The organism is Maribacter algae (assembly GCF_047345745.1).
In the GTDB taxonomy this organism is placed as follows: Bacteria; Bacteroidota; Bacteroidia; order Flavobacteriales; family Flavobacteriaceae; genus Maribacter.
This window is the reverse complement of record NZ_JBLFES010000002.1, coordinates 928159-942088: the sequence shown is the minus strand read 5'-3', so window position 1 is coordinate 942088 and position 13930 is coordinate 928159. Positions and strand designations below refer to the sequence as shown.

Sequence of the window (13930 nt, the reverse complement as noted above, 5' to 3'; positions counted from 1 at the left end):
GGTATTCTATAAAATTGTTGTTTTCCGTCAAATAACTTAAATAATCGCTCTAAAGATGAACTTATTTTAATTGAAAAGAATTGCTTGACGCTAAGCGTCGAGGATATTTCGTTCCTAGAGATTTTTTATTCTCCGGTAAGAGGAGTTGCAAATTTTTCTTGGGCTTTCTTTCGGCGCAATTCGATTTTTCTTCTAATATTTTCTGGATAGGAATCTATTTCTGCTTCTGCCTCAAGCACTAATAATGATTGTTCGGGTTTAGGTTCTTTTAACTCATCGGCCGTACACCCCAATATTAAAGAAGCAGTTTCCACGCCTGAATGACTTGCGCCCGCCACCCCATGCGAAAGGATGCTGGCACCACATAGATACAGGTTTTCGATTTCACTTTTAGCTTTGTAAGCAAAGGGGCCAATATGTTTTAGGCTTTTCTCCGTGCCATAAACGTTTCCTTTTGTTGTATTGATGTAGTATTCATTGGTGATGGGAGTCCCAAGATCTTTTTGTACGATGTGTTCGCGTACGTTGGGCAATACTTTTTCAACGGTGCTTATCATCTTTTGAAGCAGCTTTTCCTTGAATTCCAAATATTCCTTAGATCGCTTTTCCGCTTCATTTTCAAATCGCTCAAAAGCACTGTAATCTATAAAGGTAATGGCCTCTATGCAGTGATGTTTTCCATCATAGCTAGCTGGGTCTTTTAATGTTGTACAACTAATGAACATTCCCTCAAAAGCATCTCCTTTGAGAATATCTTTTTTCATTGCATTGTCGTAGTACTCATCGGCATCCTTATCGGGCATCATCCAAATATTACCTGAATCCAGCCCTGTTTTGCGAACATCCATATCTACCGTAAGGAATAACATTAATGAAGTACAGGAATAAATGGTTTTGTTCAATTTTTTTTGAAGCTTATCACTAAGATGTTCTTTCCCTATCAATTGGTTATAAGTGATGCCTACATCTGCATTGGAAATAATGTTATTGGCAAAAAGTTGTTGCCCATTCTGCAATACCACGCCGACGGCCTTTTTATGTTCTGTACCTTCCAATAAAATTTTTCTGACGGCCATGGAAGTTTTTAGTTCGCCGCCATGCTTTTTAATGGCATTGGTCATAGCCTTTATCAAGGCTCCGCCACCGCCCATGGGGTAGTATCCTCCTTTAAAATAATGGAACATTAGGGCAGCGTGTAGAATAAATGCCGCTTTTTTGGGCTGTACGCCGTGGTCACCGCATTGAATATTCAAAATGTTTTTTAAGAGCGGGTCTTTTATATGCCAATTAATGACCCTCTTTAAACTGAATAAGCCATATCTACCAAAATGCCTTGTGCGATAAGGCAGGGTCAACTTTTGCCAAAAACCTTTGATGTAGGGTAACGAATATAATTCCTCGCTTGCCAAGCGAATAAGCTTTAAGTATTTTTTGATTCGGCGTTTTTCTTTGGGAAACTTATTGATTAAGCGGGCTTCCAATTTAACTGGGTCATCCGGATAATCAAATCGATGTTCTCCCAAATGAACATGCTCGTACGCTTCTGGATTCATCCTAAAAAAGACCAGATCATTGGCAATACCTAATCCCTTATATAAATTACTTGTGGCCTCATTTTCACCCAACAGCCCTATATAGTGGACTCCTGGTGTAAACCTGTGGCCGTTCAAATAAAAACTATGGCACCATCCACCGGGAACATCATGCTGTTCTAGCACCAATACTTTCTGACCTGCGCGAGATAAACAGATGGCCGCTGCCAACCCTCCGGCACCTGAACCAATGATAATCGTATCCCATTTTTGATTTACGAGTAATTTATATGTTTCGTTTTCCTTCAACCTGTATCGCCTTATTCTAAAGCTTTTGCAATGGCCTTTTCTACCAAAGGCTCCATTACCATGTATCCTTCAACGGTAGGATGTACTTCGTCCGAAGCATATTTTTTTGGCAACCCGTTCCGTTCGTCTACCATAGCAGAAAAATAGTCTAAATAAACATGTCCTTTCGCCTCGGAATATTTTTTGATCATTTCATTTAACGTTATGATTTTACCAGCTGGTTCCAATCCCGGTTTCCAAGGATAATCATACACTGGTAAGATAGAGGACAGAACTACCTTTATACCATTGGCCTGTGCTATTTCCGCCATGCTTTTAAGATTATCCGCTATCATGTTCAATGTAGACGGACCGGTATTTCCTGCAATATCATTGGTTCCGGCTAAAATGACCACCACTTTGGGTCGTAGGTCAATAACATCTTGTCTGAACCGTATTAACATCTGTGGCGTTGTTTGCCCACTGATTCCTCGATTTATGTACGGCTTGCCCTCAAAAAAATCCGGCCTTGCATGTAACCATCCAATCGTTATGGAATTTCCCATAAAAACGACTCTGTCCTCATCCGCTTTTGGAGCTTCAAGCCGCTCATTATCTTCTTGAAAATGTTTCAAATCGGCCCAATCCTGCGCATGGGTAGCTTTAATATTAAATAGCGTGGTTAAGATGCCCAAAATAAAATATTTCATAATTTTCATTGATACCTATTTTATTGTTGTAACGTTCGCACTTCTTCGGAAGTCAATGGAAGACTCTTAATAATACGCTCTTTATTGGGTTTTTGCACATACAAATATGCCAATAAACAAAGTGCGATGACCAAGGGAAGCGCATTTCCCGAAGAATAATATATAAAAAGGGCTAAAAATGTAGGAGCCTCTATAAAAGCATATTTGACCAAAGAGGCCGATTGAAATTTTTTAAGCTTGTCCTCTAAGGAATCCGTGTTCTTTAGACTTGAAAGCAATTTTTTAAATATGAATTGACTTCCAAAATAACCGATTAAAGCCACTACTGGAACAGCGTAAAGCAGGACATTTCCTTGTCCGTTTGCTGTGTCGAAACGCTGTACTTTAGACACGGCAAAAATAGTAAAGAGCGCCACTCCGGCCACTAACGATAAATGTAAGAAGGACAATGATTTCAAATAGGTCTTGATTTCCATAATGCGCATTAAAAATTCTAAGATACTATATAAAGTTATAGATCACCAAGTGGAATGGCGAATTAAGGAAATCTATATCTTGTTCTATTTTGAATTCATATTAATATCTTTGACATTAAATGAAAAAAATCTTCTCAATATTCTTTTGTTTAGCATTGGTTTATACCTCATACTCCCAAATACAGGAAGATAAGGCATTGCACTTTTTAGGAGGGAATTTGTATGGTTTGGTGGGAGCAGGTGTGGCCAATGAGATTTCCAAAGGGGATAGAACGTGGACTTTCGTGGGTTCTTTGGGCGGTAGCTTACTAATAGGGCTGGCTAAAGAAAGTATTGACCAAAACCAATACGGAGGTTGGGACAATGAAGATTTATTGGCTACCGTTCTCGGTGGGGCCACGGTAGGTGTGACCATAGACCTGTTCAAAAAACGTAAAATAAGAAAGCGTGACCAACTTTTTAGGGAAGCGGTAAGTTTTAAGCTTTATCAAAAACCACTATCCAATTCTTCTCCTACCCAAATTACATCGATTCATGCACTGCGTTTTTCCTCCTCGGTTTTTAAAGCATACCAGAATCCTTAATATTTAGCACTTTTACCGTTAGCCAATGTTCTTGAGATAAAATCCCGTATATCATTGTTAGCGTTTTCAAGATCCTCTTTTCTTAGGTACATCATATGTCCCGAGCGATACCCTTTAAAACTAAAACGATCTTTCATTCTACCACTTGGGTCTATTTGCCACATGGTGTACTTGGCGTTGAAGTATGTGGTTGCCCCATCATAATATCCGGACTGTACCAAAACGTTCAGGTATGGATTTTGGGCCATTGCCTGCCTTAGGTTATCGCGTGTATTGTCACCTTCATTGTTCCACGGATGTACCGGACCGAACATATTATATTTAATATCGGTCTTGAATTTTAACTCTTCCTGTAAATAATAATTGATGGCCGGTGTAAAGCTGTGCAACCAAGAAGTTATTTCGGAATTGTAATCCGGACGCATACCCAGTTTTTGACGGTCAATTCCAAGATACCTGGAATCCAATCTGCCTACGGTATACGAGCCCTTATCCCTTAAAAGATTCTTCCAAAAGAAAGAAGTGGGCACGGAAAGGTTTTGGTCCAAGATATCCTGCTTTGATAAACCGGAATAAAAAGACATTTTTTCCGCTACTTCATTTTTTTCCGAATCACTGATATTCCATCCTTTGGCAAGAGCGGGAATCACGGTGTTAATGGTATATTCCTCGGATTCGGGAAGTATGTCCAATAAATCTTTTTGTTGCAATGCCGGTGGCAATGCTTTATGGTGCCAAGCGGCCGCCGTAAAATAGGGAAGGTTGAGTGCCTCCGAAACAGGCCCGCCAACCCGTATCACCTTATAATCTGCCGGTGAAACCATAATGACTCCATTTAGATACATCCATTGTTGGTTTTGCAATGCAAGGGAAAGCCCCATAACACGTGTTCCCCCGTAACTTTCACCAATAATATATTTTGGGGAACGCCAACGGTTGTTTCGGGTTACAAAGGTATTCAACCATTCCGCCAAATATTTTATATCGGCATTGATACCAAAAAATGTGTCGCGGTCCACTTCTTTTCCAGTTTCCGGTACAGTCCTGCTATATCCTGTATTTGCAGGGTTTACATATACGATATCCGTAACATCCAAAACAGAATAAGGGTTTTGTTTTACTCCATACGGCTGAACCGGGTAACCTTCATCGTCTATTTTTAAGATCCGTGGTCCGGTGTAGGCCAAGTGCATCCAAACAGACCCCGAACCTGGACCCCCGTTGAAAGAAATTAACAATGGCCTGGAAGCACGGTCTTTGATGTTATTTCTTGTATAATATGTATAATGTAAAGAAGCTATCGGTTTGCCCATTTCATCCCAAACAGGTTGCGTGCCCGTTTGGGCCGTGTAGTTTATAGGTGTTCCGTTAATGGTTACACTATGTTGTGTAGTAACCATGGTGTCGATTGGGAGTTTACGTTCTTGTGCACTGTTGAGTTGAAATAAAAATAGTGCCGTAAATAGAAGTAATATGTTTTTCATGTCCGGTATTGAATTAGTCGTTTTAAAAATAAGTATTTAGAATGAATGATGACTATCACCTTATGATAAATCAATATCAAAATTCTTTTTACCTTTATTTGGAACTAGAAAGAATATAGTATGAAAAAGATTTCCAGAAGACAATTTGCAACGACCATTGGAAAGGGAATAGTCGGAACCTCTATCTTGGGAAGTACTACCTTGGCCTGTGGAATGGAAAATAAGCCTGAAAAGAAAAAGTTGGGTATGGCACTGGTCGGGCTGGGCAGTTATAGCACCTATCAATTGGCACCTGCCTTGCAAGATACATCATACTGCTACTTGGCGGGTATCGTCACCGGAACGCCAGAGAAAGCCAAAGACTGGGGAGCAAAATATAATATTCCCAAAACACATCAATATAACTATGAGAATTTTGACAATATAGCGGATAATCCAGATATAGACATCGTATATGTGGTCCTACCGAACAGTATGCACAAAGAGTTTACTATAAGGGCAGCAAAAGCGGGAAAACATGTTATTTGTGAAAAACCCATGGCGATGAACGTAGCGGAATGTGATGCCATGATTTCAGCATGTGAGAATGCAAAAGTGAAGTTGTCCGTTGGTTATCGCTTGCAATCCGAACCTTTTACAAATGAGGTGAAACGATTGGTCAAAAACAAAACTTATGGGGATGTTCTGTTTGTATCGTCGGATGCTGCCTATATTTCCAAGGGTGATCCAAATCAATGGCGGTTGGACAAAAAATTAAGTGGGGGTGGAGCTTTGATGAACATGGGTGTCTATTCCATACAAAGTTCAATTTACGGTACGGGAAGCAATCCTATTTCCGTAAGTGCCCAAGAGTTTAGCACTCGCCCCGAATACTTTAAGGAGACGGACGAGACAATAACTGCTCAATTCGAATTTCCGGGCAATACGGTGGGGCATATGATGACCTCCCATAATGTAAATGCAAATAGATTACGCGTATCCTGTGAATCTGGATGGATAGCGTTGGACCCCGCGAGCGCGTATGCTCCGTTGAGTGGGAAAACCTCAAGTGGCCCACTCAATTTCAAACAAGAAAGCCAACAAAAATTACAGATGGACGATTTTGCCAAGCATATTCTTCAAGAAACCCCGAATGTAGCTCCTGGGGAAATGGGCAAACGGGATATGATCATTGTTGAAGCCATATACAAATCCATTAAAGAAGGAGGAAAGAAGCAACTTTTGGATCTAGGGAATATGGGTATTGTTCGTTAATGCACTTCTTAGCGCCCGTATTTATTGCTCCCTAAATATAATTTTACATTATATTCAAGATTAATTCAACCTAAAAATAGGTTAAGATAACATAGTAACAATTTGGTAAGGTTTTAAAAATAAAATACTAATCTGCAGTAAACCTTAACCTAAGGCTCTCATTATAGTTTTGGACTATTCATAATCTAAAACAAATTTTAAAAATGAGAACACTTAAAAAATTGCTTTTTTGTGCGGCAGGCTTCGCTACAATGGCATCATGTGACCAACTGGATGATTTCATCGGAGACGGCGGAGACGGCGGTGGTGAAGAACAAGGCACTATTTTCGAAAACAAGTCAAGTCTTGAACCTTTGGTAGCCATTCAACCACAATTTAATTTTGTGGAAGCTTACTCCCTTATCAGTTCTACCGATATATTGGATAACGGATTTCGTTTAGTGGGTGCGCAGGACGGTGCCGGATTTCTGGAAGACCCAAATAGTGACGGCTACATGTATTTAGTGAATGCCGAGGATGATTATGCCGTTGCAAGGATTATGCTCGACAAAAATTTAAACCCACTCTCCGGGGAATGGATGCTTAACTCAGGTGTCGCCGATTTTGCAAGACAGTGTTCCGGTACCATGTGGGATACTTCCATTCATGGTGGTACTAGGGATTTATTTCTGTCCGCTTCGGAAAGTTTTAACTATGATGTAAAAGGAATTGATCCTTATCAGGCAGTGCCAACGCCAACAGCCGATTTTGGATTGGATGCCCTTGGCGAGTTTGCATGGGAAAATGCCGTACCGTTACCAAGGGATGCCTACTCCGGAAAAACGGTAATTATCGGAGGTGATGATGATTCAAGCGGTTCCGAAGGTCAGGTCACTTTATACTATTCGGAAAACGGAGATCAAAATCTTGACGACGGTAAAATTTATGTGTTAAAATTAAAGCAAGTTTCAGACGGTTCAGGTGGTGTAATGGATACCGCTGAAGAAACCATTTATAATGAGAGCAACTTGGATTTTGGGAGCACTTATGATGTTGAATTCGTTGAAATAGAAAATGGGGCCGCGCTGACCAAAGATGAAATGGAAGATGCCTGTGTAGCTGCCGGTGCTTCTGCTTTTATGAGAGTGGAAGATGTTGACTATCAAAAAGGTTCTGATGCCGCAGGAAGAAATATCTATTTTGCCGTAACGGGTAGAGGACCTGGAAGGGGAACTTATAATGACTGGGGAACGGTCTATAAATTGGAACTTTCCGAAGATTCTCCGTTAACAGGTAAACTTACCCAGATCATTTCCGGAAATGTGGATACCAATAATGCAGATGGTAATGTTGCCTCACTACAAAGTCCTGATAATATTGCGGTTACGGAAAACTTTATTTATACGCAAGAAGACCCTAACTCTTTTGACAGAGGACATGCCGCCTATATCTATCAGTCAGATTTAAATGGGAACAATACAAAAGTAGTATTGGAATTTGTAATCCGTCAGGATTTAGACCCTACAGGAAGTACAGGTTTTAGCGGGGAATATGGTGCATTAGAAGATATCTCGGATAAAGTTGGTATACCGGGAACGTTCTTATTGAACCTTCAACCGCATTATTGGGAAAGCCCAGATTTCCAAAACGTGGACGGTCATGATATGAGAACAAGACCTGAAGCGATTGAAAGAGGGGCAAGAGAAGATGACCAAGGAGGGCAAATAGTTATCCTAAAAGGTCTTCCCAGATAAGCATTACAAAAAATTGAACAAGCAAAGACCTTCACCAGTGGTGGAGGTCTTTTTCCTATTTAAACAAACCATCTAATAAATGAGTCGGTTATTCATATATCTTTTAGTATTTGCTTTTACGGTAATAGGTTGTAAACAACAACCAAAGCAAGCCACGGTAATTAAAAAGAATACCTCCCCGGTAGATTGGCGGTCCGGGCAGGAATATTATCTTAAGTATATATCCAAGGTCATTGCTTCTTTGGAGGAGTTGTCAAAAATGCCCGTGACCGGTAAAGAAACGGAACAAGCATTTGCCAAGACCCGAGTTTCATTTAAGAAAGCGGAACCTTTTGCTTCGTATCTAAATCCTAAAGTAGGGCATAGGGCTAACGGTCCCGCGCTACCTATCGTTACGGATGACAGTCAAAAGGTACTGTTGCCCTTCGGTCTTCAAAAAATAGAGGAGAGTATTTATGAAGGAAACGAGGAAGAAGACCGTTATCGAGAAGAAATTAAATTGACAATAGGCCTGTTGAAAAATCTCGAACGGAACATTCGCGAACATGAACTCACACCCCAGCGTTTTTTTATAGCTACCCACCAACAACTTATGCGTATTATCAGTCTTTCCATAACTGGATTTGATACTCCTGTGAGCCAGTTGGGCCTTGATGAAACCATAGTATCCTTGGAAAGTTTAAAGGAGGTTTATGAAATCACCATTGGTAAACTCATACAATCTAAATCCAGTTCGTTAGATTCCATTTTTGGGAATAATATCAATAGGGCTGTGGATTTCATAGCATCGAACAAAAATTTTGAAACCTTTGATAGGTATAGTTTTATCAGAAATTATATGAACCCGATTACGAGAAATTGGGTAGAAATTAGAAAAACGGCTGATATATGGGAACCTGTAAACAATAAGCCCTTCAATTTTGATGCCCCTACTTTTTTCGAGGAAGATGCTTTTAATGTCGAGTTTTTTATTCCTCCCGTTAACCGAAACGCAAATGAAAAGAAAATAGCCTTGGGCAAAAAGTTGTTTTTTGAACCAAAATTATCGCAAAGCGGCAATATGGCATGTGTTAGTTGTCACGACCCCGGTAAAGCTTGGGCAGATGGACTGGTGCTGAATACGGACAATCAAGGGAAAAAATTAAAAAGAAATACGCCAACACTAATTAACTCGGCTTTTCAACAAAGCTTCTTTTGGGACGGTCGTTCGCCAAATCTACTGGATCAGATTACCATGGTCTTTACCAATAAAGAAGAGTTTGATAGTTCCGTTCATCAATTTTCTACGGAAATCCTAAGTGATACTACCTACATAGCACTGTTTAAAGAGGCTTACGGAGGTGTCTCTAAAACAAACACCGAAATCATAAGGGCCATATCTTCCTATATAAGTACCTTGAATGCTTTCAATTCCAAATTTGATAGGAACATGAGAGGCGAGGAGAATACGTTCACCGAGGAGGAAAAGTTAGGCATGAATTTGTTCATGGGCAAGGGCCTATGTGCAACCTGCCATTTTATTCCATTGACCAACGGTACTGTGCCTCCCTTCTTCACGGAGCATGAAAAAGAGGTGGTCGGGGTGCCCGAGACTATGGCAAACAAAGAGTTGGATGACGATTTAGGGTATTATTGGAGACACGGCCAAAAATTGGAAGTCCATAAAGGTATGTTCAAAACTCCTACCGTGCGCAATGCAGAAGTTACGGCACCGTACATGCACAATGGTGTGTATGCCAATTTAGATCAAGTCATGGATTTTTACAATAAAGGTGGCGGAGGCGGAATGGGCTTTGATTTGGATTATCAAACCCTGCCTTTTGACGAATTGAACCTGACCGATCTTGAATTGAAGGCGTTAGTGACTTTTGTAAAAACACTTACGGACACAAATGTGGGGGAATATAAATGTGGGGGAATATAAAAGAGATGTTGTCGTAAAAGCTGGCAAGAAATCTAAAATTAACAAAGCGAACAAAATATAAACTTTTCCTAACCCAGAGTTAAAAATGTATTGACCTTTTTGAACTGGCAAAGGTCTAATTTTAAATTATCCGAACATTAAAATTATGAAAATGAAAATCTTTTTTAAATTCAACTGGATGCTATTGATTATAAGCATCTTATTTATCTCATCTTGTAATAAGAATGATGATAATCCTTCACCTAAAGAAGAGGAGAAGGAAGAATTGCTCCCAACAATTGTAGAACTGGCCGGCGAAACAGAGCAATTATCGTTATTGGTAGAGGCGATAGAAAAAGCAAATTTGTCCGTTACGTTAAACGGTGAAGGACCTTATACCGTATTTGCACCTACCAATACCGCTATAGAAGATTTATTCGTAGCGCTAGGTGACGGCTTTAATAGTTTTAATGATTTTGATAATTTTTTGGAGATAGAATTACTGACGCGTATTCTAAAGTTTCATATAGTTTCCGGTAACATTATGAAAGACGACCTAACTCCGGGAGCGGTACCCACTTTGTTCACTGACAATAGTATCGAAATTATAGCTTCGGATGACAGTTTTGTAATAGGTGATGCTTCCGAAGTAGATGCTACAATAACCGTTACGGACAACATGGCATCAAACGGAGTAGTTCATGTCATCGATAAAATTTTAATCCCTGCGGAGGTTCAAGAGTTTTTGGACGAAGTAAGCCAAGCGGAATCCAAAACGATTAAGGAATTGGTGGAAGAAAACGATGATTTTTCTTTTTTAAAGGAAGCCCTAGAAATTACCGGATTACTGGATACCCTTGGAGAAGATGGTCCATTTACCGTTTTTGCCCCGACCAGTGAAGCATTAAGTGCGGTATTTACCTTGTTGGGCGCAGGTTTGACTGAAATCAATGATTTTGATACCGAATTTGAAATCGGTTTATTACGGGATGTACTTTCCTATCATATCCATGCCGGAAAACTTACCGCTCAGGATTTATCCATTGGGGAATTGCCCACCCTTTCCGAGGATAATATAATTGATGTATCGTTTGAAGACGGAAATTATGTGTTAAACGATGTCACAAAATTGGATGCTAATTTTAAGGTTACTGACATACCCGCAAATAATGGGGTTGTCCATACCATAGATAGACTTCTATTGCCGGAATCTGTCATAAATGATATCCATACCGATGCAAGCAGGGCTTTGTTGGGTTTTTTATCCGAATAGGAGAACCTTACCAATGTATTCAAAATTGTAAGTATGGTAGGTGATAACCTTAACGGACTATTGGATAACGAATTCACATTTTTTCTTCCCACTAATCGGGCATTTTTAGAACTTTTTGATAATTTGGAAGGTTATAATTCCATTGCCGATTTTAACACGGTGGAGGAAATAGAACTATTGATTACCATTCTTAAATATCATTGTGTGGAAACCGGAAAGTTGAATGCTGACGATTTAATCAATGGACAACTTTTAACAACGGCCCAAGGGGAAAAATTGGAAATAAGCATCGATGAAGGCGTTTACGTTTTGGATAAAACGATGGACGCCGCCAAAGTAACCGCATCAGATAAGGAATTATTAAAGGGAGTTATTCATGTAGTGGATAAAGTATTATTGCCCGAGGAAATTATAAGGGAACTTTCTTTATAGATTTCAAATAGTAAAATAGAATTAAATGGAATGGTCCTTCCCGAAATTTCGGGACGGGCATTCAGCTAAAATTTTTCAAAGACCCCTAGGCCAAATAGTGCAAAATCATATTTTACGGGATCTTTTGGGTCTAGCTTTCTAAGGTTCTTATCCAGTTCAGCCAGTGCTTTGGCATCATTTTGTTTTCGTTGGAGCAATTTTAGTTTTCGGGCTACATTACCGGAATGCACATCCAACGGGCAAGATAATTTTGAAGAGGGAATATTTTTCCATATTCCAAAATCTACTTGGGTCTTATCCGTTCTAACCATCCAACGTAAAAACATATTAATACGTTTAGCAGCAGAACCTTTTAAAGGATCGGATACATGCTTCATGGTTCTTACTTGGTGTGGCAGCTCAAAGAAAACCTCCTTGAATTTAGAAATGGCCGGTTGTAAAGAGTCCATTTCTTGGTACTTGGTAAACACGGTTTCCAATCCATTATGGTTTATATAAATATTCTTTAATGAATGGATGAAATAAGCAAGGTCAATACCATTAAAAGTTCTGTGCACAAACTCCTGTAGGCTTTCTAGATCGGCCTTGGTATGGTGAAGCACAAATTCATGAGGGCTTTTTCCCATAAGTTCCATCAACCTATTGGCATTGGCAATGATACTTTTCCGATTTCCCCAAGCAATGGTCGCCGTCAAAAAAGCACTGATTTCTATATCCTCTTTTTTAGAGAATTCATGGGGTACTTGCAAAGGATCGCTTTCCAAAAATTTTGGATTTTCATATAAAACTACTTTTTCATTCAAAAATGCTTTCAATTCGGCCTTCTTCATGCTAACGGTAGTTTTAGAAGTTTTGCCAGCACTAAGGGAATTATCAATATTCCGTTGTAACAAGCGTGAAGTGCCATAGACCACAATAGGCCAAAACGTACACGTATAAAACCTAGAATGACGCCAATTGCCAATTGTGGCAAGACCAAGATGGGCGATAACAAAATAACAATTGTGCTGAGTTCAAAATTAGAGATATGCAAAAATCCAAAAAGAACGGTGAGCACATAAAATACGATACGGAAATAACTTTTCTCCTTAAAAAACAACATCGGTCCCCTAAAAACCAATTCTTCAAGAACGGGAGCTAAGATTACCGCTCCAAAAAATAGAGAAAGGACCGGATACTCTTTTACGAAAGTATCCATGGCGTGCTCGCCCAAATTAAGCTTAAATACTATTTCCAATATTCCGAGAAAAGTTGCAAACAAAAAACTCAACACCAAAGAAAACAATACCAACTTTGAGAAAATACGTAACCTATGGTCTATATTCTTATTCTCATCTTCCCTATAAGTTGGATTTTTAAGAAAATCCCAAAGTTGTCTGCGCATCGTTCGGATAAGGAATGTTAGGAGACAGGTACCGCTTCGCCAACTATTTTACCGTCTACCATGGTTAGTTTGCGGTCTGCCATTTCCGCTAATTCGGAATTGTGGGTGACAATGACGAAGGTTTGTCCAAATTTTTCGCGTAGCTCAAAAAAGAGATTATGTAAATTATCCGCACTTTCGGAATCTAGGTTACCACTGGGCTCATCGGCAAAAATAATGGAAGGATTATTGATCAAGGCTCTTGCCACGGCAACTCTTTGTTGCTCACCGCCAGATAGTTCAGCGGGTTTATGGTGATAACGTTTGGTCAGACCCAAAAAATCCAAGAGTTCTTTGGCACGTTCTTCAGCTTCGGTCTTATGTGTTTTTTTGATAAATGCCGGAAGGCAAACATTTTCAAGTGCCGTAAATTCCGGTAACAATTGATGAAACTGAAAGATAAAACCAATATGTTCGTTTCTGAAACGAGCCAGTTCCTTATCGTTCAAATTATTGGTCTGTGTGCCGTTGATGAGTAGTTGGCTGTCTGATTTGTTAGTGGGCACATCCAAAGTCCCCAAAATCTGTAGGAGCGTGGTTTTCCCAGCACCGGAGGCTCCAACAATTGAGACCACTTCTCCTTTTTTGATGTGAAGTTCAACACCTTTTAAAACTTCTAACTCCCCGTAATACTTATGAATATTGGTTGCTTTGATCATCTAAACTTCAGTCTTAAAAGTAAACCTATGTGGCATTGGTGCAAACCGTAAATTAGATTTTGACACAGGCGTTGGAGCATCAAATCTCGATTATCGAGTGAAATTAGCTAATGGTCGGCACATAACAAAATAAGGCTATAAGCAAACTTTATCCAATTTTAAGATAATACTATTTTTTA

13 protein-coding genes are annotated in these 13930 nt (G+C 39.6%); 6 read left to right on the top strand and 7 right to left on the bottom strand.

The window, feature by feature from the left end; translation table 11 throughout:
• Positions 1 to 125 precede the first annotated feature (125 nt).
• Genes ACKWBX_RS11465 through ACKWBX_RS11455 form a run of 3 tightly spaced genes read right to left on the bottom strand, consistent with a single transcriptional unit; the run spans position 126 to position 3006 of the window.
• The gene (locus ACKWBX_RS11465; RefSeq protein ID WP_413968821.1) at positions 126 to 1841 is read right to left on the bottom strand and encodes a phytoene desaturase family protein; all 1716 of its coding nucleotides are present in this window, start codon (positions 1839 to 1841) and stop codon (positions 126 to 128) included.
• An 11-nt stretch (positions 1842 to 1852) separates the two neighbouring features.
• Positions 1853 to 2530 (bottom strand): SGNH/GDSL hydrolase family protein, encoded by a 678-nt coding sequence (locus ACKWBX_RS11460; RefSeq protein WP_413968880.1) that lies wholly within the window; start codon positions 2528 to 2530, stop codon positions 1853 to 1855.
• 20 nt (positions 2531 to 2550) lie between these two features.
• The gene (locus tag ACKWBX_RS11455) at positions 2551 to 3006 is read right to left on the bottom strand and encodes a hypothetical protein (RefSeq protein WP_413968820.1); all 456 of its coding nucleotides are present in this window, start codon (positions 3004 to 3006) and stop codon (positions 2551 to 2553) included.
• A gap of 119 nt (positions 3007 to 3125) precedes the next feature.
• Between ACKWBX_RS11455 and ACKWBX_RS11450 the strand changes: the two genes are divergently transcribed.
• Positions 3126 to 3590 (top strand): hypothetical protein, encoded by a 465-nt coding sequence (locus ACKWBX_RS11450; RefSeq protein WP_413968819.1) that lies wholly within the window; start codon positions 3126 to 3128, stop codon positions 3588 to 3590.
• Here the strand turns inward: ACKWBX_RS11450 and ACKWBX_RS11445 are convergent.
• Positions 3587 to 5074, bottom strand: coding sequence for a S10 family peptidase (locus ACKWBX_RS11445; RefSeq protein ID WP_413968818.1), 1488 nt, complete (start codon positions 5072 to 5074; stop codon positions 3587 to 3589). The two genes, ACKWBX_RS11450 and ACKWBX_RS11445, sit on opposite strands and share 4 nt — an antisense overlap.
• A 120-nt stretch (positions 5075 to 5194) precedes the next feature.
• Between ACKWBX_RS11445 and ACKWBX_RS11440 the strand changes: the two genes are divergently transcribed.
• The 5 genes from ACKWBX_RS11440 (at position 5195) to ACKWBX_RS11420 (ending at position 11669) form a co-directional block, all read left to right on the top strand.
• Complete coding sequence (locus ACKWBX_RS11440) at positions 5195 to 6328, top strand: Gfo/Idh/MocA family protein (RefSeq protein WP_413968817.1); 1134 nt, start codon at positions 5195 to 5197, stop codon at positions 6326 to 6328.
• Between the two features lie 203 nt (positions 6329 to 6531).
• Positions 6532 to 8061: a PhoX family protein gene (locus ACKWBX_RS11435; RefSeq protein ID WP_413968816.1), complete on the top strand. Its 1530-nt coding sequence runs from the start codon at positions 6532 to 6534 to the stop codon at positions 8059 to 8061.
• 79 nt (positions 8062 to 8140) lie between these two features.
• Complete coding sequence (locus tag ACKWBX_RS11430) at positions 8141 to 9985, top strand: cytochrome-c peroxidase (protein WP_413968815.1); 1845 nt, start codon at positions 8141 to 8143, stop codon at positions 9983 to 9985.
• Positions 9986 to 10136: 151 nt separating this feature from the next.
• Complete coding sequence (locus ACKWBX_RS11425; RefSeq protein ID WP_413968814.1) at positions 10137 to 11237, top strand: fasciclin domain-containing protein; 1101 nt, start codon at positions 10137 to 10139, stop codon at positions 11235 to 11237.
• 24 nt (positions 11238 to 11261) lie between these two features.
• Positions 11262 to 11669: a fasciclin domain-containing protein gene (locus tag ACKWBX_RS11420; RefSeq protein ID WP_413968879.1), complete on the top strand. Its 408-nt coding sequence runs from the start codon at positions 11262 to 11264 to the stop codon at positions 11667 to 11669.
• Positions 11670 to 11734: 65 nt separating this feature from the next.
• On the opposite strand, the gene ACKWBX_RS11415 is transcribed toward ACKWBX_RS11420, so the two are convergent.
• The 3 genes from ACKWBX_RS11415 to ACKWBX_RS11405 are packed head-to-tail and all read right to left on the bottom strand — an operon-like array spanning position 11735 to position 13751.
• Positions 11735 to 12499 carry a TIGR02757 family protein gene (locus ACKWBX_RS11415; protein WP_413968813.1) on the bottom strand — a complete coding sequence of 255 codons (765 nt, stop codon included), beginning with the start codon at positions 12497 to 12499 and terminating at the stop codon, positions 11735 to 11737.
• On the bottom strand, positions 12496 to 13053 hold the full coding sequence (locus ACKWBX_RS11410) for a CPBP family intramembrane glutamic endopeptidase (protein WP_413968812.1): 558 nt from the start codon (positions 13051 to 13053) through the stop codon (positions 12496 to 12498). The genes ACKWBX_RS11415 and ACKWBX_RS11410 overlap by 4 nt, the downstream gene beginning before the upstream one ends.
• A 17-nt stretch (positions 13054 to 13070) precedes the next feature.
• A complete protein-coding gene (locus ACKWBX_RS11405; RefSeq protein ID WP_413968811.1) occupies positions 13071 to 13751 on the bottom strand; it encodes an ABC transporter ATP-binding protein in 681 nt (226 codons plus the stop codon).
• Positions 13752 to 13930: the final 179 nt, after the last annotated feature.

Excerpts from the sequence above, each read along its gene's own strand:
- ACKWBX_RS11430 (WP_413968815.1), top strand. The coding sequence starts at position 8,141 with ATGAGTCGGTTATTCATATATCTTTTAGTATTTGCTTTTACGGTAATA.
- ACKWBX_RS11405 (WP_413968811.1), bottom strand. The coding sequence starts at position 13,751 with ATGATCAAAGCAACCAATATTCATAAGTATTACGGGGAGTTAGAAGTT.
- ACKWBX_RS11425 (WP_413968814.1), top strand. The coding sequence starts at position 10,137 with ATGAAAATCTTTTTTAAATTCAACTGGATGCTATTGATTATAAGCATC.
- ACKWBX_RS11455 (WP_413968820.1), bottom strand. The coding sequence starts at position 3,006 with ATGGAAATCAAGACCTATTTGAAATCATTGTCCTTCTTACATTTATCG.
- ACKWBX_RS11415 (WP_413968813.1), bottom strand. The coding sequence starts at position 12,499 with ATGAAGAAGGCCGAATTGAAAGCATTTTTGAATGAAAAAGTAGTTTTA.
- ACKWBX_RS11440 (WP_413968817.1), top strand. The coding sequence starts at position 5,195 with ATGAAAAAGATTTCCAGAAGACAATTTGCAACGACCATTGGAAAGGGA.
- ACKWBX_RS11450 (WP_413968819.1), top strand. The coding sequence starts at position 3,126 with ATGAAAAAAATCTTCTCAATATTCTTTTGTTTAGCATTGGTTTATACC.
- ACKWBX_RS11410 (WP_413968812.1), bottom strand. The coding sequence starts at position 13,053 with ATGCGCAGACAACTTTGGGATTTTCTTAAAAATCCAACTTATAGGGAA.
- ACKWBX_RS11445 (WP_413968818.1), bottom strand. The coding sequence starts at position 5,074 with ATGAAAAACATATTACTTCTATTTACGGCACTATTTTTATTTCAACTC.
- ACKWBX_RS11460 (WP_413968880.1), bottom strand. The coding sequence starts at position 2,530 with ATGAAATATTTTATTTTGGGCATCTTAACCACGCTATTTAATATTAAA.
- ACKWBX_RS11435 (WP_413968816.1), top strand. The coding sequence starts at position 6,532 with ATGAGAACACTTAAAAAATTGCTTTTTTGTGCGGCAGGCTTCGCTACA.